The sequence below is a fragment of the Pseudomonas sp. B26(2017) genome (genome assembly GCF_002113045.1).
Classification (GTDB): domain Bacteria; phylum Pseudomonadota; class Gammaproteobacteria; order Pseudomonadales; family Pseudomonadaceae; genus Aquipseudomonas.
Genome location: NZ_NEJJ01000005.1, coordinates 299,900 through 321,848, shown reverse-complemented (window position 1 = coordinate 321,848; position 21,949 = coordinate 299,900). Strand labels below are relative to the sequence as shown.

The 21,949-nt window shown below is 55.8% G+C and carries 26 protein-coding genes; all 26 read left to right on the top strand.

Annotated elements, in window-relative coordinates:
• The first annotated feature begins 92 nt into the window (after positions 1-92).
• The 26 genes from rpoB to rpmD all read left to right on the top strand — a co-directional run bounded on the left by rpoB (position 93) and on the right by rpmD (position 21,949).
• The gene (gene rpoB, locus CAF79_RS10245; RefSeq protein WP_085697681.1) at positions 93-4,166 is read left to right on the top strand and encodes a DNA-directed RNA polymerase subunit beta; all 4,074 of its coding nucleotides are present in this window, start codon (positions 93-95) and stop codon (positions 4,164-4,166) included.
• 63 nt (positions 4,167-4,229) lie between these two features.
• A complete protein-coding gene (rpoC, locus tag CAF79_RS10240; RefSeq protein ID WP_085697680.1) occupies positions 4,230-8,429 on the top strand; it encodes a DNA-directed RNA polymerase subunit beta' in 4,200 nt (1,399 codons plus the stop codon).
• A gap of 215 nt (positions 8,430-8,644) precedes the next feature.
• Entirely contained in the window at positions 8,645-9,016 is a 372-nt protein-coding gene (rpsL, locus tag CAF79_RS10235) for a 30S ribosomal protein S12 (protein WP_003186084.1), read from the top strand.
• Positions 9,017-9,125: 109 nt separating this feature from the next.
• Positions 9,126-9,599, top strand: a complete 474-nt coding sequence (rpsG, locus tag CAF79_RS10230) for a 30S ribosomal protein S7 (protein WP_007957592.1) — start codon at positions 9,126-9,128, stop codon at positions 9,597-9,599.
• A gap of 30 nt (positions 9,600-9,629) precedes the next feature.
• Positions 9,630-11,777, top strand: a complete 2,148-nt coding sequence (gene fusA / locus CAF79_RS10225; protein ID WP_085697679.1) for an elongation factor G — start codon at positions 9,630-9,632, stop codon at positions 11,775-11,777.
• Between the two features lie 33 nt (positions 11,778-11,810).
• Positions 11,811-13,004 (top strand): elongation factor Tu, encoded by a 1,194-nt coding sequence (tuf, locus tag CAF79_RS10220; protein ID WP_028614144.1) that lies wholly within the window; start codon positions 11,811-11,813, stop codon positions 13,002-13,004.
• A 157-nt stretch (positions 13,005-13,161) separates the two neighbouring features.
• The gene (rpsJ, locus tag CAF79_RS10215) at positions 13,162-13,473 is read left to right on the top strand and encodes a 30S ribosomal protein S10 (protein WP_003186070.1); all 312 of its coding nucleotides are present in this window, start codon (positions 13,162-13,164) and stop codon (positions 13,471-13,473) included.
• A gap of 80 nt (positions 13,474-13,553) precedes the next feature.
• The gene (rplC, locus tag CAF79_RS10210; RefSeq protein ID WP_007955641.1) at positions 13,554-14,189 is read left to right on the top strand and encodes a 50S ribosomal protein L3; all 636 of its coding nucleotides are present in this window, start codon (positions 13,554-13,556) and stop codon (positions 14,187-14,189) included.
• 12 nt (positions 14,190-14,201) lie between these two features.
• Entirely contained in the window at positions 14,202-14,804 is a 603-nt protein-coding gene (gene rplD / locus CAF79_RS10205) for a 50S ribosomal protein L4 (protein ID WP_003228735.1), read from the top strand.
• Positions 14,801-15,100: a 50S ribosomal protein L23 gene (gene rplW, locus CAF79_RS10200; RefSeq protein WP_002555488.1), complete on the top strand. Its 300-nt coding sequence runs from the start codon at positions 14,801-14,803 to the stop codon at positions 15,098-15,100. The genes rplD and rplW overlap by 4 nt, the downstream gene beginning before the upstream one ends.
• A 14-nt stretch (positions 15,101-15,114) precedes the next feature.
• Complete coding sequence (gene rplB / locus CAF79_RS10195) at positions 15,115-15,939, top strand: 50S ribosomal protein L2 (RefSeq protein ID WP_007924198.1); 825 nt, start codon at positions 15,115-15,117, stop codon at positions 15,937-15,939.
• A 16-nt stretch (positions 15,940-15,955) separates the two neighbouring features.
• Positions 15,956-16,231 (top strand): 30S ribosomal protein S19, encoded by a 276-nt coding sequence (rpsS, locus tag CAF79_RS10190; protein WP_003228731.1) that lies wholly within the window; start codon positions 15,956-15,958, stop codon positions 16,229-16,231.
• A gap of 11 nt (positions 16,232-16,242) precedes the next feature.
• The gene (gene rplV / locus CAF79_RS10185; RefSeq protein ID WP_003103908.1) at positions 16,243-16,575 is read left to right on the top strand and encodes a 50S ribosomal protein L22; all 333 of its coding nucleotides are present in this window, start codon (positions 16,243-16,245) and stop codon (positions 16,573-16,575) included.
• A gap of 13 nt (positions 16,576-16,588) precedes the next feature.
• Positions 16,589-17,275, top strand: a complete 687-nt coding sequence (gene rpsC / locus CAF79_RS10180; protein ID WP_085688068.1) for a 30S ribosomal protein S3 — start codon at positions 16,589-16,591, stop codon at positions 17,273-17,275.
• A gap of 12 nt (positions 17,276-17,287) precedes the next feature.
• Positions 17,288-17,701, top strand: a complete 414-nt coding sequence (gene rplP / locus CAF79_RS10175; RefSeq protein ID WP_003228729.1) for a 50S ribosomal protein L16 — start codon at positions 17,288-17,290, stop codon at positions 17,699-17,701.
• Entirely contained in the window at positions 17,701-17,892 is a 192-nt protein-coding gene (gene rpmC, locus CAF79_RS10170; protein ID WP_002555481.1) for a 50S ribosomal protein L29, read from the top strand. Before rplP ends, rpmC begins: the two co-directional genes overlap by 1 nt.
• Before the next feature lie 2 nt (positions 17,893-17,894).
• Entirely contained in the window at positions 17,895-18,161 is a 267-nt protein-coding gene (gene rpsQ, locus CAF79_RS10165) for a 30S ribosomal protein S17 (protein ID WP_003194644.1), read from the top strand.
• Between the two features lie 23 nt (positions 18,162-18,184).
• The gene (gene rplN / locus CAF79_RS10160; RefSeq protein ID WP_002555479.1) at positions 18,185-18,553 is read left to right on the top strand and encodes a 50S ribosomal protein L14; all 369 of its coding nucleotides are present in this window, start codon (positions 18,185-18,187) and stop codon (positions 18,551-18,553) included.
• An 11-nt stretch (positions 18,554-18,564) separates the two neighbouring features.
• A complete protein-coding gene (rplX, locus tag CAF79_RS10155) occupies positions 18,565-18,879 on the top strand; it encodes a 50S ribosomal protein L24 (RefSeq protein WP_003186046.1) in 315 nt (104 codons plus the stop codon).
• Positions 18,880-18,899: 20 nt separating this feature from the next.
• On the top strand, positions 18,900-19,439 hold the full coding sequence (gene rplE, locus CAF79_RS10150) for a 50S ribosomal protein L5 (protein ID WP_003194642.1): 540 nt from the start codon (positions 18,900-18,902) through the stop codon (positions 19,437-19,439).
• 13 nt (positions 19,440-19,452) lie between these two features.
• Positions 19,453-19,758 (top strand): 30S ribosomal protein S14, encoded by a 306-nt coding sequence (gene rpsN, locus CAF79_RS10145; RefSeq protein WP_007955639.1) that lies wholly within the window; start codon positions 19,453-19,455, stop codon positions 19,756-19,758.
• Positions 19,759-19,966: 208 nt separating this feature from the next.
• Positions 19,967-20,359, top strand: coding sequence for a 30S ribosomal protein S8 (gene rpsH, locus CAF79_RS10140; protein WP_011336171.1), 393 nt, complete (start codon positions 19,967-19,969; stop codon positions 20,357-20,359).
• 12 nt (positions 20,360-20,371) lie between these two features.
• The gene (gene rplF / locus CAF79_RS10135) at positions 20,372-20,905 is read left to right on the top strand and encodes a 50S ribosomal protein L6 (protein ID WP_085697678.1); all 534 of its coding nucleotides are present in this window, start codon (positions 20,372-20,374) and stop codon (positions 20,903-20,905) included.
• Positions 20,906-20,915: 10 nt separating this feature from the next.
• Positions 20,916-21,266: a 50S ribosomal protein L18 gene (gene rplR / locus CAF79_RS10130; RefSeq protein WP_003186037.1), complete on the top strand. Its 351-nt coding sequence runs from the start codon at positions 20,916-20,918 to the stop codon at positions 21,264-21,266.
• A 3-nt stretch (positions 21,267-21,269) separates the two neighbouring features.
• Positions 21,270-21,770, top strand: coding sequence for a 30S ribosomal protein S5 (gene rpsE / locus CAF79_RS10125; RefSeq protein WP_007955637.1), 501 nt, complete (start codon positions 21,270-21,272; stop codon positions 21,768-21,770).
• A gap of 2 nt (positions 21,771-21,772) precedes the next feature.
• Positions 21,773-21,949 (top strand): 50S ribosomal protein L30, encoded by a 177-nt coding sequence (gene rpmD / locus CAF79_RS10120; RefSeq protein WP_003176408.1) that lies wholly within the window; start codon positions 21,773-21,775, stop codon positions 21,947-21,949.

Sequence of the window (21,949 nt, the reverse complement as noted above, 5' to 3'; positions counted from 1 at the left end):
TGTGGTGGCGCAAACCATGGGGTTTGCACGATTTTCTGGCTGCTCCCGTCGGGAGGGGCCAAACAAGCAGGTGACCAAGCTGGGGAACGCTGATGGCTTACTCATATACTGAGAAAAAACGTATCCGCAAGGACTTTAGCAAGTTGCCGGACGTCATGGATGTGCCTTACCTCCTGGCCATCCAGCTGGATTCGTATCGTGAATTCTTGCAAGCGGGAGCGACTAAAGATCAGTTCCGCGACGTGGGCCTGCATGCGGCCTTCAAATCCGTTTTCCCGATCATCAGCTACTCCGGCAATGCTGCGCTGGAGTACGTCGGTTATCGCCTGGGCGAACCGGCATTTGATGTCAAAGAATGCGTATTGCGCGGTGTAACTTTCGCCGTACCTTTGCGGGTAAAAGTGCGCCTGATCATTTTCGACAAAGAATCGTCGAACAAAGCGATCAAGGACATCAAAGAGCAAGAAGTCTACATGGGCGAAATCCCATTGATGACTGAGAACGGTACCTTCGTAATCAACGGTACCGAGCGTGTTATCGTTTCCCAGCTGCACCGTTCCCCGGGCGTGTTCTTCGACCACGACCGTGGCAAGACGCACAGCTCCGGCAAACTGCTGTACTCCGCGCGCATCATTCCTTACCGCGGTTCGTGGCTGGATTTCGAGTTCGACCCGAAAGACTGCGTATTCGTGCGTATCGACCGTCGTCGCAAGCTGCCGGCCTCGGTACTGTTGCGCGCGCTCGGTTATACCACCGAGGAAGTACTGGACGCGTTCTACACCACCAACGTATTCCACGTAAAAGGCGAAGGCCTGAGCCTGGAGCTGGTGCCCCAGCGCCTGCGTGGTGAAGTTGCGGTTCTTGATATCCAGGACGACAAAGGCAAGGTGATCGTTGAGCAGGGCCGTCGTATTACTGCCCGCCACATCAACCAGCTGGAAAAAGCCGGGATCAAAGAGCTGGACGTGCCTCTGGATTACGTTCTGGGTCGTACCACCGCCAAGGCCATCGTGCATCCGGCTACAGGTGAAATCCTGGCAGAGTGCAACACCGAGCTGTCGACCGAAATCCTGGCGAAAATCGCCAAGGCTGGCGTCGTACGCATCGAAACTCTGTACACCAACGACATCGACTGCGGTCCGTTCGTCTCCGACACGCTGAAGATCGATTCCACCAGCAACCAATTGGAAGCGCTGGTCGAGATCTATCGCATGATGCGTCCAGGCGAGCCGCCAACCAAAGACGCTGCCGAGACCTTGTTCAACAACCTGTTCTTCAGCCCTGAGCGTTACGACCTGTCTGCGGTCGGCCGGATGAAGTTCAACCGTCGTATCGGTCGTACCGAGATCGAAGGTTCGGGCGTGCTATGCAAGGAAGACATCGTCGCGGTACTGAAGACTCTGGTCGACATCCGTAACGGTAAAGGCATCGTCGACGACATCGACCACCTGGGTAACCGTCGTGTTCGCTGCGTGGGCGAAATGGCCGAGAACCAGTTCCGCGTTGGCCTGGTACGTGTTGAGCGTGCGGTCAAAGAGCGTCTGTCGATGGCTGAAAGCGAAGGCCTGATGCCGCAAGACCTGATCAACGCCAAGCCAGTGGCTGCGGCGGTGAAAGAGTTCTTCGGTTCCAGCCAGCTGTCGCAGTTCATGGACCAGAACAACCCGCTGTCCGAGATCACCCACAAGCGTCGTGTCTCCGCACTCGGCCCTGGCGGTCTGACTCGTGAGCGCGCGGGCTTCGAAGTCCGTGACGTACACCCGACTCACTACGGTCGTGTCTGCCCGATTGAAACGCCGGAAGGCCCGAACATCGGTCTGATCAACTCCCTGGCCGCTTACGCTCGCACCAACCAGTACGGCTTCCTCGAGAGTCCGTACCGTGTGGTGAAAGAGGGAGTGGTCACCGACGACATCGTGTTCCTGTCCGCCATTGAAGAAGCCGATCATGTGATCGCGCAGGCTTCGGCGACCATGAATGAGCAGAAAGTCCTGATCGACGAACTGGTGGCCGTACGTCACCTGAACGAATTCACCGTTAAGGCGCCGGAAGACGTCACCTTGATGGACGTTTCGCCGAAGCAGGTAGTTTCGGTTGCAGCGTCGCTGATTCCGTTCCTCGAGCACGACGACGCCAACCGTGCGTTGATGGGTTCGAACATGCAGCGTCAAGCTGTACCTACCCTGCGCGCTGACAAGCCGCTGGTCGGTACCGGCATGGAGCGTAACGTGGCTCGCGACTCCGGCGTTTGCGTCGTGGCTCGTCGTGGCGGCGTGATCGACTCCGTTGATGCCAGCCGTATCGTGGTTCGCGTTGCCGATGACGAAGTTGAAACCGGCGAAGCGGGTGTCGACATCTACAACCTGACCAAGTACACCCGCTCGAACCAGAACACCTGCATCAACCAGCGTCCGCTGGTGAGCAAGGGTGATCGTGTTCAGCGTGGTGACATCATGGCCGACGGTCCGTCCACCGACATGGGTGAACTGGCTCTGGGTCAGAACATGCGCATCGCGTTCATGGCATGGAACGGCTTCAACTTCGAAGACTCCATCTGTCTGTCCGAGCGTGTGGTTCAGGAAGACCGCTTCACCACGATCCATATCCAGGAACTGACCTGTGTGGCTCGTGACACCAAGCTTGGCCCAGAGGAAATCACTGCGGACATCCCGAACGTGGGTGAAGCTGCACTGAACAAGCTGGACGAAGCCGGTATCGTTTATGTAGGTGCCGAAGTCGGCCCGGGCGACATTCTGGTCGGTAAAGTCACTCCGAAAGGCGAGACTCAACTGACCCCGGAAGAAAAGCTGCTTCGCGCAATTTTCGGTGAGAAGGCCAGCGACGTTAAAGACACTTCCCTGCGCGTGCCGACCGGCACCAAAGGTACTGTCATCGACGTTCAGGTTTTCACCCGTGATGGCGTTGAGCGCGACAGCCGTGCCCTGTCGATCGAAAAGTCCCAGCTGGACGAGATCCGCAAGGATCTGAACGAAGAGTTCCGCATCGTTGAAGGCGCAACCTTCGAGCGTCTGCGTTCCGCTCTGGTAGGCCACAAGGCTGAAGGCGGCGCGGGTCTGAAGAAAGGCCAGGACATCACCGACGAAGTGCTCGACGGTCTCGAGCATGGTCAGTGGTTCAAGCTGCGCATGGCTGAAGATGCTCTGAACGAGCAGCTCGAGAAGGCTCAGGCCTACATCGTTGATCGTCGCCGTCTGCTGGACGACAAGTTCGAAGACAAGAAGCGCAAACTGCAGCAAGGCGATGACCTGGCTCCAGGCGTGCTGAAGATCGTCAAGGTTTACCTGGCAATCCGTCGTCGCATCCAGCCGGGCGACAAGATGGCCGGTCGTCACGGTAACAAAGGTGTGGTCTCCGTGATCATGCCGGTTGAAGACATGCCGCACGATGCCAATGGCACCCCGGTTGACGTGGTCCTCAACCCGCTGGGCGTACCTTCGCGTATGAACGTTGGTCAGATCCTTGAAACCCACCTCGGCCTCGCGGCCAAAGGTCTGGGCGAGAAGATCAACCGGATGGTCGAAGAGCAGCGCAAAGTTGCTGAACTGCGTACCTTCCTGGACGAGATCTACAACCAGATCGGCGGTCGTAACGAAGATCTGGACAGCTTCTCCGATCAGGAAATCCTGGATCTGGCGAAGAACCTGCGTGGCGGCGTTCCTATGGCCACTCCGGTGTTCGACGGTGCCAAGGAAGTTGAAATCAAGGCCATGCTGAAACTGGCGGATCTGCCAGAAAGCGGCCAGATGCAGCTGACCGACGGCCGTACCGGCAACAAGTTCGAGCGTCCAGTTACCGTTGGCTACATGTACATGCTGAAGCTGAACCACTTGGTAGACGACAAGATGCACGCGCGTTCTACCGGTTCGTACAGCCTGGTTACTCAGCAGCCGCTGGGTGGTAAGGCGCAGTTCGGTGGTCAGCGTTTCGGGGAGATGGAGGTCTGGGCACTGGAAGCATACGGTGCTGCTTACACTCTGCAAGAAATGCTCACAGTGAAGTCGGACGATGTGAACGGTCGGACCAAGATGTACAAAAACATCGTGGACGGCGATCACCGTATGGAGCCGGGCATGCCCGAGTCCTTCAACGTGTTGATCAAGGAAATTCGTTCCCTCGGCATCGATATCGATCTGGAAACCGAATAACACGTGACGCGATCGAGAGCGGGGCAGGATTGCCCGCTCTCTGCTCCGCCAGGAGGAAAGGCCTTGAAAGACCTACTGAATTTGCTGAAAAACCAGGGTCAAGTCGAAGAGTTCGACGCCATCCGTATCGGATTGGCCTCGCCTGAGATGATCCGCTCGTGGTCGTTCGGTGAAGTTAAAAAGCCGGAAACCATCAACTACCGTACGTTCAAACCCGAGCGTGACGGTCTGTTCTGCGCCAAGATCTTTGGCCCGGTAAAGGATTACGAGTGCCTGTGCGGTAAGTACAAGCGCTTGAAGCATCGTGGTGTGATCTGCGAGAAGTGCGGCGTTGAAGTTGCACTGGCCAAGGTTCGTCGTGAGCGCATGGCGCACATCGAACTGGCTTCGCCGGTTGCCCACATCTGGTTCCTGAAATCGCTGCCGTCCCGTATCGGCCTGCTGATGGACATGACCCTGCGTGATATCGAACGCGTTCTCTACTTCGAGAGCTATGTCGTTATCGACCCGGGCATGACCACTCTCGAAAAAGGTCAGCTGCTGAACGACGAGCAGTACTTCGAAGCGCTGGAAGAGTTCGGTGACGATTTCGACGCCCGCATGGGTGCCGAGGCTGTCCGCGAACTGCTGCACGCTATCGACCTGGAACATGAGATTGGCCGTCTGCGTGAAGAGATTCCGCAAACCAACTCCGAAACCAAGATCAAGAAGCTGTCCAAGCGTCTGAAGTTGATGGAAGCCTTCCAGGGTTCCGGCAACCTGCCAGAGTGGATGGTGCTGACCGTTCTGCCGGTTCTGCCGCCGGATCTGCGTCCACTGGTCCCGCTGGATGGCGGTCGTTTCGCGACTTCCGACCTCAACGATCTGTATCGTCGAGTGATCAACCGTAACAACCGTTTGAAGCGCCTGCTGGATCTGTCCGCTCCGGACATCATCGTGCGCAACGAAAAGCGTATGTTGCAGGAAGCTGTCGATGCACTGCTCGACAACGGTCGTCGTGGCCGCGCTATCACCGGTTCGAACAAGCGTCCTCTGAAATCCCTGGCTGACATGATCAAGGGTAAGCAAGGTCGTTTCCGTCAGAACTTGCTCGGTAAGCGTGTTGACTACTCCGGTCGTTCGGTAATTACCGTAGGTCCGACCCTGCGTCTGCACCAGTGCGGTCTGCCGAAGAAGATGGCTCTCGAGCTGTTCAAGCCGTTCATTTTCGGCAAGCTGGAAATGCGTGGTCTGGCGACTACCATCAAAGCGGCCAAGAAAATGGTCGAGCGCGAGCTGCCGGAAGTTTGGGACGTTCTCGCCGAAGTGATTCGCGAACACCCGGTTCTTCTCAACCGTGCACCGACCCTTCACCGTCTGGGTATCCAGGCGTTTGAACCGGTACTGATCGAAGGTAAGGCTATCCAGCTGCACCCTCTGGTCTGTGCTGCGTACAACGCCGACTTCGACGGCGACCAAATGGCCGTGCACGTACCGCTGACGCTGGAAGCCCAGCTCGAAGCGCGTGCGTTGATGATGTCGACCAACAACATTCTGTCGCCAGCAAACGGTGAGCCAATCATCGTTCCGTCGCAGGACGTTGTATTGGGTCTGTACTACATGACTCGTGAAGCGATCAACGCCAAGGGTGAAGGTCGTGTGTTCGCGGATCTGCAGGAAGTTGACCGTGTGTTCCGTGCCGGCGAAGCCGCACTGCACGCCAAGATCAAGGTTCGTATCAACGAAACCGTGAACGATCGTGACGGCAACAGCGTGGACAACACCCGTATCGTCGACACTACTGTCGGCCGTGCGCTGCTGTTCCAGGTTGTACCGAAAGGTCTGTCGTTCGACGTCGTCAACCTGCCGATGAAGAAAAAGGCGATCTCCAAGCTGATCAACCAGTGCTACCGCGTGGTTGGTCTGAAAGAGACCGTGATCTTCGCTGACCAGTTGATGTACACCGGTTTTGCCTACTCGACCATTTCCGGCGTTTCCATCGGTGTTAACGACTTCGTTATCCCGGATGAAAAAGCCCGCATCATCGGTGCTGCCACCGACGAAGTGAAAGAAATCGAGAGCCAGTACGCCTCCGGCCTGGTAACTCAGGGCGAGAAGTACAACAAAGTGATCGACCTTTGGTCGAAAGCGAACGACGAAGTCTCCAAGGCGATGATGGCCAACCTCTCGAAAGAGAAAGTCATCGACCGTCACGGCGACGAAGTCGAGCAAGAATCGTTCAACTCGATGTACATGATGGCCGACTCGGGTGCGCGGGGTTCCGCAGCACAGATTCGTCAGCTGGCCGGTATGCGTGGTCTGATGGCCAAGCCGGACGGTTCCATCATTGAAACGCCGATTACTGCGAACTTCCGTGAAGGTCTGAGCGTACTCCAGTACTTCATCTCGACTCACGGTGCTCGTAAAGGTCTGGCGGATACCGCGTTGAAAACTGCGAACTCCGGTTACCTGACTCGTCGTCTGGTAGACGTGGCGCAGGATCTGGTTGTGACCGAGATCGATTGCGGCACCGAACACGGCCTGGTAATGACTCCGCACATTGAAGGCGGTGACGTTGTAGAGCCGTTGGGTGAGCGCGTATTGGGTCGTGTCATTGCCCGTGACGTATTCAAGCCGGGTACCGAGGACGTCATCGTTCCTGCCGGCACTCTGGTAGATGAGAAGTGGGTCGAGTTCATCGAGCTGAATAGCATCGACGAAGTGATCGTGCGTTCGCCGATCAGCTGCGAAACCCGCTACGGTATCTGCGCCAAGTGCTACGGCCGTGACCTGGCTCGTGGTCACCAGGTGAACATCGGTGAGTCGGTCGGCGTTATCGCTGCCCAGTCCATCGGTGAGCCGGGTACCCAGCTGACGATGCGTACGTTCCACATCGGTGGTGCGGCAAGCCGTACTTCCGCAGCCGACAGCGTTCAGGTGAAGAATGGCGGTACCGTCCGTCTGCACAATCTGAAGCACGTTGAGCGCGTGGATGGCAACCTGGTTGCCGTGTCCCGTTCCGGTGAGCTGGCGATTGCTGACGACTTCGGTCGTGAGCGCGAGCGTTACAAGCTGCCGTACGGTGCCGTGATTTCGGTTAAAGAAGGTGACAAGGTCGACGCTGGTGCCATCGTGGCCAAGTGGGATCCGCACACTCACCCGATCGTTACCGAAATGAAAGGTACCGTGACCTACGTGGGCATGGAAGAAGGCATCACGATCAAGCGTCAGACTGACGAATTGACCGGTATGACCAACATTGAAGTACTTGATCCGAAAGATCGTCCAGCCGCCGGCAAGGACATCCGCCCTGCTGTGAAGATGGTCGACGATAACGGCAAGGATCTGCTGCTGCCAGGCACTGACGTTATTGCTCAGTACTTCCTGCCGGCCAACGCCCTGGTCGGTGTTGCGGACGGTGCGAAGATTGCGATCGGTGATGTTATCGCTCGTATCCCGCAAGAAACTTCGAAAACCCGTGACATCACCGGTGGTCTGCCGCGTGTTGCCGACCTGTTCGAGGCTCGTCGTCCGAAAGAAGCGTCGATTCTGGCTGAAGTCAGCGGCACCATCGCGTTCGGTAAAGAGACCAAGGGCAAGCGTCGTCTGGTCATCACCCCGAACGACGGTAGCGATCCGTACGAAGAGCTGATTCCGAAGTGGCGTCACCTGAACGTGTTCGAAGGCGAACAGGTAAACCGCGGCGAAGTTATCTCCGACGGTCCGAGCGATCCGCACGACATCCTGCGTCTGCTGGGTGTCAGCGCGCTGGCCAAGTACATCGTCAACGAGATCCAGGACGTTTACCGTCTGCAAGGCGTGAAGATCAACGACAAGCACATCGAGACCATCCTGCGTCAGATGCTGCGTAAAGTTGAGATCTCCGAGTCGGGCGACTCCAGCTTCATCAAGGGCGACCAGATGGAACTGACTCACGTTCTGGTAGAGAACGAGCGTCTGAATGCGGAAGACAAGTTTGTCTCCAAGTTCACCCGTGTTCTGCTGGGTATTACCAAGGCGTCGTTGTCGACCGAATCGTTCATCTCGGCGGCTTCCTTCCAGGAAACCACCCGCGTACTGACCGAGGCTGCGGTAACCGGCAAGCGCGATTACCTGCGCGGCCTGAAAGAAAACGTGGTCGTGGGTCGTCTGATCCCGGCTGGTACCGGTCTGGCTTATCACAGCGAGCGCAAGCGTCGTCGTGATGCGGACAAACCGTTGCGCGTAAGCGCCAGTGAAGTGGAAGCTGCACTGACCGAAGCGCTGAACTCGAGCGGTAACTGAGTTCTGCGAAAAATGAGCTGAGGCCCTGATCGCGCCGTTCATCGAATCGAGACAATTTGTCGAAGTTCGATGGGCGGGGAGGTCGGGGCCTTGCCTTGACTGGGGGCAAGATCCTCTTTAGACTCTTGATCCCCTAAATTTGGCGGGAATCCGTTCCTGTCATTTTGCTTTTCTTGCAAGACAATAGCGTCGCAAGACAACAGTGGAGCTAGTAGATGGCAACTATCAACCAGCTGGTACGTCAGCCGCGTAAGCGTATCGTCGAGAAATCCGACGTACCTGCGCTGCAGAACTGCCCGCAACGTCGTGGCGTGTGCACCCGTGTGTACACCACTACGCCGAAAAAACCTAACTCGGCACTGCGTAAAGTATGCCGTGTGCGCCTGACCAACGGTTTCGAGGTTTCCTCGTACATCGGTGGTGAAGGCCACAACCTGCAAGAGCACAGCGTGGTTCTGATCCGTGGCGGTCGTGTAAAAGACTTGCCAGGTGTTCGTTACCACACCGTTCGCGGCTCCTTGGATACTTCGGGCGTTAAAGGCCGTAACCAGGGTCGTTCGAAGTACGGTACCAAACGTCCGAAGTAATCGGCCGTTTTGCAGATTTTTATTTTACTGAGTCGATAAGAGTAAGGTCGGGCGCGCATCCTCGCGGATCTGTCCCGAACTAACCTGAAGACCGTTTGAGGGCTTATCAATGCCAAGACGTCGCGTAGCAGCAAAGCGTGAGATTCTGGACGATCCGAAATACGGAAGCCAAATCCTCGCCAAATTCATGAACCACGTTATGGAAAGCGGCAAGAAAGCCGTTGCCGAACGTATCGTTTATGGTGCCCTGGAAACCGTTGCGGCTCGCAAGACCGGCACCGATCCCCTGGAACTCTTCGAAAAAGCACTCGACGCCATCGCTCCGCTGGTCGAAGTGAAGTCGCGCCGCGTTGGTGGTGCTACTTACCAGGTTCCGGTCGAGGTTCGTCCGTCCCGTCGTAACGCTCTGGCAATGCGCTGGTTGGTAGACTTCGCCCGCAAGCGTGGCGAGAAGTCTATGGCTCTGCGCTTGGCTGGCGAGCTGCTGGATGCTGCTGAAGGTAAAGGTGCTGCTGTTAAGAAGCGTGAAGACGTGCACCGTATGGCCGAAGCTAACAAAGCTTTCTCGCACTACCGCTTCTAATTTTAGCTTCACTAATTTTGCGAGGGCTTTATGGCTCGTACTACTGCAATCAACCGCTATCGTAACATTGGTATCTGTGCTCACGTTGACGCGGGCAAGACCACCACTACCGAGCGGATCCTGTTTTACACAGGTCTGAGCCACAAAATGGGCGAGGTGCATGATGGCGCCGCGACCACCGACTGGATGGTGCAGGAGCAGGAGCGGGGTATTACCATTACTTCCGCTGCTGTTACCACTTTCTGGAAGGGTTCCCGTGGTCAGTATGACAACTATCGCGTGAACGTTATCGATACCCCGGGTCACGTTGACTTCACAATTGAAGTAGAGCGTTCCCTGCGCGTGCTTGACGGCGCTGTGGTTGTATTCTGCGGTACCTCCGGTGTTGAGCCTCAGTCCGAAACTGTATGGCGTCAAGCCAACAAGTACGGTGTTCCACGTATTGTTTACGTGAACAAGATGGACCGTGCCGGTGCGGACTTCCTGCGCGTTGTCGGCCAGATCAAGAATCGTCTGGGTCATACTCCGGTTCCAGTACAGCTGGCCATCGGTGCAGAAGATAACTTCGAAGGTCAGGTTGATCTGATCAAGATGAAGGCTATCTACTGGAACGAAGACGACAAGGGCACTACCTATCGTGAGGAAGAAATTCCTGCGAATCTGGTAGAGCTGGCCAACGAGTGGCGCAACAACATGGTTGAGGCGGCTGCCGAAGCCAGCGAAGAACTGATGAACAAGTACCTTGAAGAAGGTGAGCTGACCGTCGAAGAGATCAAGGCAGGCCTGCGTGCGCGCACCCTGGCCAGCGAGATCGTTCCGGCTGTCTGCGGTTCGTCGTTCAAGAACAAGGGTGTTCCCCTGGTTCTCGACGCCGTTATCGACTTCCTGCCTGCTCCGACCGAGATCCCTGCGATCAAGGGTATCCACCCTGATCTCATCGACGTGCCGAAAGACGAAGTCAAACCAGAGCAGTACGACGAGCGTCACGCTGATGACGACGAGCCGTTCTCGGCGCTGGCGTTCAAGATTGCCACCGACCCGTTCGTGGGTACTCTGACCTTCGTTCGCGTTTACTCGGGCTTCTTGACCTCCGGTGACTCCGTCATCAACTCGGTCAAGGGCAAGAAAGAGCGCGTTGGTCGTATGGTTCAGATGCACGCCAACCAGCGTGAAGAGATCAAGGAAGTACGTGCGGGCGACATCGCCGCTCTGATCGGCATGAAGGACGTCACCACCGGTGATACCCTGTGCAACGCCGACAAGCCGATCATCCTCGAGCGTATGGATTTCCCTGAGCCTGTGATTTCGCTCTCCGTTGAGCCGAAAACCAAGCAGGACCAGGAAAAGATGGGTATCGCACTGGGCAAGCTGGCCCAGGAAGACCCGTCGTTCCGCGTCAAGACCGATGAAGAAACCGGTCAGACCATCATCTCCGGTATGGGTGAGCTGCACCTGGACATCCTCGTTGACCGCATGAAGCGCGAGTTCAACGTCGAGGCCAACATCGGCAAGCCGCAGGTTTCGTACCGCGAGAAGATCACCAAGTCCAACGTCGAGATCGAAGGCAAGTTCGTTCGTCAGTCGGGTGGTCGTGGTCAGTTCGGTCACTGCTGGATCCGCTTCTCCGAGCCGGATGCCGACGAAAAAGGCAACATCACCGAAGGTCTGGTTTTCACTAACGAAGTTGTTGGTGGTGTGGTTCCTAAGGAATACATTCCAGCGATTCAGAAGGGTATCGAAGAGCAGATGAAGAACGGCGTTGTTGCCGGCTATCCGCTGATCGGCCTGAAGGCTACCGTGTTTGACGGTTCCTACCATGACGTCGACTCCAACGAGATGGCGTTCAAGGTCGCTGCTTCGATGGCAACCAAGCAACTGGCCCAGAAGGGTGGTGGCGTGGTTCTCGAGCCGATCATGAAGGTGGAAGTTGTTACTCCGGAAGACTACCTGGGTGACGTGATGGGTGACCTGAACCGTCGTCGTGGTCTGGTTCAGGGCATGGAGGACTCGGTTTCCGGTCGTGTCGTTCGTGCTGAAGTTCCGCTCGGAGAGATGTTCGGTTACGCAACCGACGTTCGTTCCATGTCTCAGGGTCGCGCGAGCTACTCCATGGAATTCTCCAAATACGCCGAAGCTCCGTCGAATATCGTCGAAGCTCTCGTTAAAAAACAAGGCTGATTCAGCCCCCCTTTAGGCTAGGAGTTAATTGTCGTGGCTAAAGAAAAATTTGATCGTTCCCTACCGCACGTAAACGTTGGCACCATCGGTCACGTTGACCACGGTAAAACCACTCTGACCGCTGCTCTGACTCGCGTCTGCTCCGAAGTTTTCGGTTCGGCCGTAGTTGAATTCGACAAGATCGACAGCGCTCCAGAAGAAAAAGCTCGCGGTATCACCATCAACACCGCGCACGTTGAGTACAACTCGAACATTCGTCACTACGCTCACGTTGACTGCCCAGGTCACGCTGACTACGTGAAGAACATGATCACCGGTGCTGCCCAGATGGACGGCGCGATCCTGGTTTGCTCGGCTGCCGATGGTCCGATGCCACAAACTCGTGAGCACATCCTGCTGTCCCGTCAGGTAGGCGTTCCGTACATCGTGGTTTTCCTGAACAAGGCTGACCTGGTAGACGACGCTGAGCTGCTGGAACTGGTTGAGATGGAAGTTCGCGACCTGCTGTCCACCTACGACTTCCCAGGCGACGACACTCCGATCATCATCGGTTCGGCTCGTATGGCGCTGGAAGGCAAAGACGACAACGAAATGGGCACTACTGCTGTCAAGAAGCTGGTGGAAACTCTGGACAGCTACATCCCAGAGCCAGAGCGTGCTATCGACAAGCCGTTCCTGATGCCAATCGAAGACGTGTTCTCGATTTCGGGTCGCGGTACTGTTGTGACCGGTCGTATCGAGCGCGGTATCGTTCGCGTTCAGGATCCGCTGGAAATCGTTGGTCTGCGTGACACCACTACCACCACCTGCACCGGTGTTGAGATGTTCCGCAAGCTGCTGGACGAAGGTCGTGCGGGCGAGAACTGCGGCGTTCTGCTGCGTGGTACCAAGCGTGACGACGTTGAGCGTGGTCAGGTTCTGGTTAAGCCGGGTTCGGTTAAGCCGCACACCAAGTTCACCGCAGAAGTTTACGTTCTGAGCAAGGAAGAAGGCGGTCGTCACACTCCGTTCTTCAAAGGCTACCGTCCACAGTTCTACTTCCGTACTACTGACGTGACCGGTAACTGCGAACTGCCAGAAGGCGTTGAAATGGTAATGCCAGGTGACAACATTCAAATGACTGTTACCCTGATCAAAACCATCGCGATGGAAGATGGTCTGCGTTTCGCTATCCGTGAAGGCGGCCGTACCGTTGGTGCTGGCGTCGTAGCTAAAATCATCGAGTGATCTCTTTGTTGAGATAGCTTTGATGAGTTGAAAAAGCCCCCGCTTAGCGGGGGCTTTTTTATTGGGTTGACACCTATCGGGGGCGTCTATAGAATTGCGCCTCCTTTTAACGGGCGTATTGCGCCCGGTGGGAATAGCAGCCGGAGTCTGAAATCCAATGCAAAATCAGCAAATCCGTATCAGGTTGAAGGCTTTTGACCATCGCCTGATCGACCAATCAACCCAGGAAATCGTGGAAACCGCGAAACGTACTGGTGCTCAAGTGCGTGGTCCAATTCCACTGCCTACCCGTAAAGAGCGGTTCACCGTTCTGGTTTCCCCGCACGTCAACAAAGACGCGCGTGACCAGTACGAGATCCGCACTCATAAGCGCGTTCTGGACATCGTCCAGCCAACGGATAAAACCGTTGATGCTCTTATGAAGCTTGATCTTGCGGCCGGTGTGGAAGTGCAGATCAGCCTCGGCTAAGACTCGGTCTTGGTCGTGTAACGCTCTGAAATGGGCGGCCATAGCGGGTGAAAGCCCCGTACACTCATGAGGTTTACAACATGACTATTGGTGTAGTCGGTCGTAAAGCGGGTATGACCCGTATTTTCACCGAAGAAGGTGTCTCCATTCCGGTCACGGTCATTGAGATCGAGCCGAATCGCGTCACCCAGTTCAAAACTGAAGAAACCGATGGCTATCGTGCAGTGCAAGTCACTGTCGGCGAGCGTCGTGCTTCCCGTGTTACAGCTGCTCAAGCTGGCCACTTCGCCAAGGCGAACGTTGCCGCTGGTCGTACCGTTATGGAATTTCGTCTTGAAGAAGGCGAGTACCAGGCCGGCGATCTGATCAACGCTGAAATCTTCGCTGCTGGTCAACTGGTTGATGTAACCGGTCAGTCCAAAGGTAAAGGCTTCCAGGGTACGATCAAGCGTTGGAACTTCCGCGGGCAAGATAACACCCACGGTAACTCCGTATCCCACCGCGTCCCAGGCTCAATCGGCCAGTGCCAGACTCCTGGTCGTGTATTCAAGGGCAAAAAAATGTCCGGTCATATGGGCGCTGAGCGCGTGACCGTGCAGTCCCTGGAAGTAGTGCGCGTGGACGCTGAACGCAATCTGTTGTTGGTCAAGGGCGCTGTACCTGGCGCTACTGGCGGCAACCTGGTTGTACGTCCGGCAGCCAAGGCTCGCGGTTAAGGGGAAGCTGACATGCAATTAAATGTAAATGACGCTCAAGCGATCGAAGTTTCCGAACTGACATTTGGCGGCGAGTTCAACGAGACGCTGGTTCACCAAGCAGTCGTGGCCTACATGGCTGGCGGCCGTCAGGGTAGCAAGCAGCAGAAGACCCGTTCCGACGTTCGTGGTGGCGGCAAGCGCCCATGGCGTCAGAAAGGTACTGGCCGTGCTCGTGCCGGTACTATCCGCAGCCCAATCTGGCGCGGCGGCGGCACCACCTTCGCAGCTCGTCCACAGGATCACTCCCAGAAGCTGAACAAGAAGATGTATCGCGCAGCAATGCGCTCCATCCTTGCTGAGCTGGTGCGTACTGATCGTCTGGTCGTGGTTCAGGATTTCGCAGTTGAAACTCCGAAAACCAAAGACCTGCTGGGCAAACTGAACAACATGAGCCTGACCGACGTTCTGATCGTGTCGGACGCTGTTGATCAGAACCTGTACCTGGCTGCTCGTAACCTGCCACACGTAGATGTACGTGACGTGCAAGGTTCCGATCCAGTTAGTCTGATCGCATACGACAAGGTGTTGATCACCGTGTCGGCCGTGAAGAAATTCGAGGAGCTGCTGGGATGAACCAGGAACGCGTATTTAAAGTTCTGCTTGGCCCGCACGTTTCCGAGAAGGCTACGGTTCTGGCAGACAAGAAAGGCCAGTTCGTTTTCAAGGTTGCTACTGACGCAACCAAGCTGGAAATCAAGAAGGCCGTCGAAAGCCTGTTCAGCGTGAAAGTTGAGCGTGTTACTACCCTGAACGTTCTGGGTAAGAGCAAGCGCACCGCTCGCGGTCTGGGCAAGCGTAATGACTGGAAGAAGGCAGTTATCTCCCTTCAGCCAGGCCAAGATCTCGATTTCAGCAGCAGTGCTGAGTAAGGAAGGGGTGCATCATGGCAATCGTTAAATGCAAACCGACTTCCCCTGGCCGCCGTTTTGTGGTCAAGGTGGTCAACCAGGAGCTGCATAAAGGAGCTCCTCACGCACCGCTGCTCGAGAAAAAATCGAAGTCTGGTGGTCGTAACAACAATGGCCGCATTACCACTCGTCACGTCGGTGGTGGTCATAAGCAGCATTATCGTCTGGTCGACTTCCGTCGCAACGACAAAGATGGCATCGCTGCCACTGTCGAGCGTATCGAATACGATCCAAACCGTACTGCTCACATCGCTCTGCTGCTGTACGCAGATGGCGAGCGTCGCTACATCATCGCCCCTAAAGGCGTGAGCGCTGGCGACCAGCTGATCGCAGGTGCTCTGGCGCCGATCAAGCCGGGCAACGCTCTGCAACTGCGCAACATTCCAGTTGGTAGCACCGTACACGGCATCGAACTGAAGCCAGGTAAAGGCGCGCAAATCGCTCGTTCCGCTGGTGCTTCGGCTCAGCTGATCGCTCGTGAAGGCGTTTACGTGACCCTGCGTCTGCGTTCCGGTGAAATGCGTAAAGTACTGGCTGAGTGCCGTGCGACCCTGGGCGAAGTCTCGAACTCCGAGCACAGCCTGCGTTCGCTGGGTAAAGCTGGTGCCAAGCGCTGGCGTGGCGTTCGCCCAACCGTTCGTGGTGTTGCCATGAACCCGGTTGACCACCCACATGGTGGTGGTGAAGGTCGTACCTCTGGTGGTCGTCATCCGGTATCGCCATGGGGCTTCCCGACTAAGGGCGCGAAGACTCGTGGTAATAAGCGTACCGACAAAATGATCGTCCGTCGTCGCAAGTAAATAGAGGGATACGACAGTGCCACGTTCTCTGAAAAAAGGTCCTTTTATTGATCTTCACCTACTGAAGAAGATCGAAGTGGCGGCGGAAAAAAACGATCGCAAACCAATTAAGACTTGGTCGCGTCGTTCGATGATCCTGCCACAAATGGTCGGTCTGACCATCGCTGTACACAACGGTCGTCAGCACGTCCCAGTTCTCGTAAACGAAGACATGGTCGGCCACAAACTGGGCGAGTTCGCCGGTACCCGCACTTATCGCGGGCACGTGGCAGACAAGAAAGCCAAGCGTTAAGGGGTAAGGAAATGGAAGTAGCCGCTAAGTTGTCGGGCGCTCGAATCTCCGCCCAGAAAGCCCGCTTGGTCGCCGACCAGATCCGCGGGAAGAAGGTGGGCGAAGCGCTCAACCTGTTGGCTTTCAGCAGTAAGAAAGCCGCCGAGATCATGAAAAAAGTGCTGGAGTCGGCCGTAGCCAACGCCGAGCATAACGAAGGCGCAGACGTTGATGACCTGAAGGTCAGCACCGTTTTCGTCAACGAAGGGCGTTCGCTGAAGCGCATCATGCCACGTGCCAAAGGCCGTGCTGATCGCATCGTCAAGCGGTCTTGCCATATCACTGTCAAGGTTGCTGACAAGTAACGGAGTCGAAGAGATGGGTCAGAAAGTACATCCCATTGGCATTCGCCTGGGAATCGTCAAGGAGCACACCTCCGTCTGGTACGCAGACGGTCGGACTTATGCGGACTATTTGCTCGCAGATCTGAAGGTGCGTGAGTATCTCCAAGACAAACTAAAAAGCGCGTCCGTAAGCCGTATCGATATCCATCGCCCGGCTCAAACTGCACGCATCACCATCCACACCGCTCGTCCAGGTATCGTTATCGGGAAGAAAGGTGAGGATGTTGAAAAACTGCGTCAGGACCTGACCAAGCAAATGGGTGTGCCTGTGCACATCAATATCGAAGAGATCCGCAAGCCGGAGCTCGACGGTATGCTGGTTGCCCAGAGCGTAGCTCAGCAGCTGGAGCGTCGTGTGATGTTCCGTCGCGCCATGAAGCGCGCCGTACAGAACGCCATGCGCATTGGTGCCAAAGGCATCAAAATCCAAGTGAGCGGTCGTCTCGGCGGTGCTGAAATCGCACGTACTGAATGGTATCGCGAAGGTCGTGTGCCACTGCACACCCTGCGTGCCGATATCGACTATGCCACCTACGAAGCTCACACCACCTACGGTGTGATCGGTGTAAAGGTTTGGATCTTCAAAGGCGAAGTAATTGGTGGTCGCCAAGAAGAACTGAAACCACAAGCACCAGCGCCTCGTAAAAAAGCTGCTAAGTAAGGGGTACGCCAAATGTTGCAACCAAAGCGTACGAAGTTCCGCAAGCAGATGACCGGCCACAACCGTGGTCTGGCACTGCGCGGTAGCAAAGTCAGCTTCGGCGAGTTCGCGCTGAAGTCTGTTGCTCGTGGTCGTCTCACCGCTCGTCAGATCGAGTCAGCGCGTCGTGCTCTGACCCGTCACGTAAAACGTGGTGGCAAGATCTGGATCCGTGTATTCCCGGACAAGCCGATCTCCAAGAAGCCTCTCGAGGTTCGTATGGGTAAAGGTAAGGGTAACGTGGAATACTGGGTTGCCCAGATTCAGCCAGGCAAAGTCCTGTATGAAATCGAGGGTGTTTCTGAAGAGCTGGCGCGTGAGGCTTTCGCCCTGGCTGCTGCAAAGCTGCCGCTCGCCACCTCCTTTGTTAAACGGACGGTGATGTGATGAAAGCGAATGAACTTCGTGAAAAATCCGCACAGCAGCTGAACGAGCAACTGCTCGGCTTGCTGCGCGACCAGTTCAATCTGCGCATGCAGAAAGCAACTGGCCAGTTGGGGCAGTCTCATCTGCTCTCGCAAGTTAAGCGTGACATCGCTCGCGTGAAGACTGTGCTCAACCAGCAGGCAGGTAAGTGATCATGGCTGAAGCCGAAAAAACTGTCCGTACGCTGACTGGCCGTGTTGTCAGCGACAAGATGGACAAAACCATCACCGTTCTGATCGAGCGTCGCGTTAAGCACCCGATCTACGGTAAATACGTTAAGCGTTCGACTAAGCTGCACGCGCACGACGAAACCAATCAGTGCCACATCGGCGACAAAGTCACTATTCGTGAAACTCGTCCGATGGCCAAGACCAAGTCTTGGGCGCTGGTTGATGTTCTCGAACGCGCTGTGGAAGTCTAAGGGCTAGGGGTCGGAGAAATTATATGATTCAGACTCAATCCATGCTCGATGTGGCCGATAACAGCGGCGCTCGCCGCGTTATGTGCATCAAGGTGCTGGGTGGCTCCCATCGTCGTTACGCTGGTATCGGTGACATCATCAAAGTTACCGTGAAGGAAGCAATTCCTCGCGGTAAGGTGAAAAAAGGCCAAGTGATGACTGCTGTTGTAGTCCGCACTCGTCACGGCGTACGTCGTGCTGATGGCTCCATTATCCGCTTTGATGGCAACGCTGCTGTTCTGCTGAACAACAAGCAAGAGCCGATCGGCACCCGTATCTTTGGGCCAGTGACCCGTGAACTTCGTACCGAGAAGTTCATGAAGATCGTCTCGCTCGCCCCAGAAGTGCTGTAAGGAGATCCGACATGCAAAAGATTCGTCGTGACGACGAGATCATCGTGATCGCCGGCAAAGACAAAGGTAAGCGCGGTAAGGTGCTGAAGGTTCTCGCTGACAACCGTCTGGTTGTTGGTGGTCTGAACCTGGTCAAGCGTCATACCAAGCCTAACCCGATGTCGGGCGTACAGGGCGGTATCGTCGAGAAAGAAGCGCCACTGCACGCTTCCAACGTTGCCATCTTCAACGGCGAAACCAACAAGGCTGATCGCGTTGGTTTCAAAGTGGAAGACGGTAAGAAAATTCGTGTCTTCAAGTCGACCCAAAAAGCGGTTGATGCTTGAACACTGCTAGGTAGAAGACCATGGCACGACTACAAGAGATTTACCGGAAGGAAATCGCTCCCAAGCTGAAGGAAGAACTGAAGCTTGGCAACGTGATGGAAGTTCCGCGCGTTACCAAAATCACCCTGAACATGGGTCTGGGCGAAGCGATCGGTGACAAAAAAGTCATCGAGCACGCTGTTGCTGACCTGGAAAAGATCACCGGCCAGAAAGTCGTTGTGACCTACGCTCGCAAATCCATCGCTGGCTTTAAAGTCCGTGAAGGTTGGCCGATCGGCGTCAAAGTGACCCTGCGCCGTGAGCGTATGTACGAGTTCCTGGATCGTCTGCTGTCGATCTCCCTGCCTCGGGTTCGCGACTTCCGCGGCCTGAATGCCAAGTCCTTCGACGGTCGTGGCAACTACAGCATGGGCGTGAAAGAGCAGATCATTTTCCCGGAAATCGACTACGACAAGATCGATGCTCTCCGCGGTCTGGACATTACCCTGACCACCACTGCCAAGAACGATGACGAAGGCCGCGCTCTGCTGCGTGCTTTCAAATTCCCGTTCCGCAACTGATTGGAGTAGGAAAATGGCCAAGAAGAGCATGAAAAACCGTGAGCTGAAGCGTCAGCTCACCGTTGCCAAGTACGCCGTCAAGCGTGCAGCGCTGAAAGCTATCATCGTCGATCTGAACGCAAGTCCAGAAGCGCGTTGGGAAGCTACCGTAGCTCTGCAGAAGCAACCACGTGACGCTAGCGCTTCGCGCATGCGTAACCGTTGCCGTCTGACCGGTCGTCCGCACGGCGTTTACCGCAAGTTCGGCCTGGGCCGTAACAAGCTGCGTGAAGCTGCAATGCGTGGTGACGTTCCAGGTCTGGTTAAAGCCAGCTGGTAATTGCTGTCAAAGTCTCGATGGTTGGGGTCGCAAGAACCTGACCATCGGTGGCCTTGAAAATGAATCAAGCCCCTTTTGGGGCTTGATTCATTTCTGGGGTGTGTCTAGAATGACCGGCTCGCCTGAGCCCGTGTTTTTCTGCCCGGAATTTCTCGGCGACAAGTAGTAGCCGCAAGGCTAATTTTTCTGTATTAGGAGCGTCTAGCCCATGAGTATGCAGGACCCGTTAGCGGACATGCTAACTCGAATCCGTAATGCCCAGATGGCTGAAAAGTCCGTCGTAAGCATGCCTTCTTCCACGTTGAAGGTGGCTGTAGCTAAAGTTCTTAAGGACGAAGGTTACATCGCGGGTTATCAGATCAGCAGCGAAACCAAACCACTGCTGTCTATCGAGCTGAAATATTTCGAAGGCCGTCCGGTTATCGAAGAAGTCAAGCGCGTTAGCCGTCCAGGCTTGCGTCAGTACAAGTCCGTCGAAGAACTGCCAAAAGTACGTGGCGGTCTCGGCGTGTCTATCGTCTCCACCAACAAAGGTGTGATGACTGATCGTGCTGCGCGCGCTGCCGGTGTCGGCGGCGAAGTTCTTTGCACTGTGTTCTAAGGGGGGATAAGCATGTCTCGCGTCGCTAAGAACCCCGTTAAGCTGCCAGCCGGTGTCGAAGTAAAATTCGCAGGCCAACAGCTTTCGGTGAAGGGTGCCAAGGGTACTCTTGAACTGAACGTCCATTCGTCCGTTGAGATCGTTGAAGAAGCCGGTGAGCTGCGTTTTGCTGCTCGCAATGGCGATCAGCAGACTCGCGCAATGGCCGGTACCACTCGTGCGTTGGTAAACAACATGGTCCAGGGCGTAAGCCAAGGCTTCGAGCGCAAGCTCCAGCTGATCGGTGTTGGTTATAAAGCGCAAGCAAAAGGTCAGGTGCTGAACTTGGCTCTTGGCTTCTCGCACCCAGTGGATTACGAACTGCCGGAAGGCATCACCGCTGAGACTCCTAGCCAGACCGATATCCTGATCAAGGGCATCGACAAGCAGCTGGTAGGTCAAGTGGCCGCCGAGATCCGCGACTTCCGTCCACCAGAGCCGTACAAAGGCAAAGGTGTGCGCTACGCGGACGAAGTCGTCCGTCGTAAAGAAGCCAAGAAGAAGTAGGGCATAGCAAATGACCGACAAAAAAGTTACTCGACTGCGTCGCGCTCGCAAAGCACGCCTGAAAATGCACGAACTCGAAGTCGTGCGTCTCTGCGTGTTCCGCTCTTCGCAGCACATCTACGCCCAGGTCATTTCGGCCGACGGCAACAAAGTCCTGGCAAGCGCCTCGACTTTGGATAAAGAACTGCGTGATGGCGCCACTGGCAACATCGACGCGGCCACTAAGGTTGGCCAGCTGGTCGCTACGCGTGCTAAGGCCGCTGGCGTCTCGCAGGTGGCTTTCGACCGCTCTGGCTTCAAGTACCATGGCCGCGTTAAAGCGCTGGCTGATGCTGCTCGTGAAGCTGGGCTGGAGTTCTAAGTTATGTCAAATAACGACCAAAAGCGCGACGAAGGCTACATCGAGAAGCTGGTTCAAGTTAACCGCGTAGCCAAAACCGTTAAAGGCGGCCGTATCTTCACTTTCACCGCGTTGACCGTGGTTGGTGATGGTAAAGGGCGTGTTGGCTTCGGCCGTGGCAAGTCGCGTGAAGTGCCTGCTGCGATCCAGAAGGCAATGGAAGCTGCTCGCCGCAACATGATCCAGGTTGATCTGAACGGCACCACTCTGCAGTACGCAATGAAGTCTGCCCATGGCGCTTCGAAGGTGTACATGCAGCCTGCTTCTGAAGGTACCGGTATCATCGCTGGCGGCGCTATGCGTGCTGTCCTCGAAGTTGCTGGCGTTCAGAACGTTCTGGCCAAGTGCTACGGCTCGACTAACCCAGTAAACGTGGTTCACGCCACTTTCAAGGGTCTGAAAGCTATGCAGTCTCCTGAATCCATTGCAGCCAAGCGTGGCCTGCGTGTTGAGGAGATCAAGTAATCATGGCTACCGTTAAAGTTACGCTGATCAAAAGCATGACCGGCCGCATCCCTAACCACAAACTGTGCGTTAAGGGTCTGGGTCTGCGTCGCATCGGTCACACTGTAGAAGTCCAGGATACTCCCGAGAATCGCGGGATGATCAACAAGGCTTACTACATGCTGCGTGTCGAGGGTTAA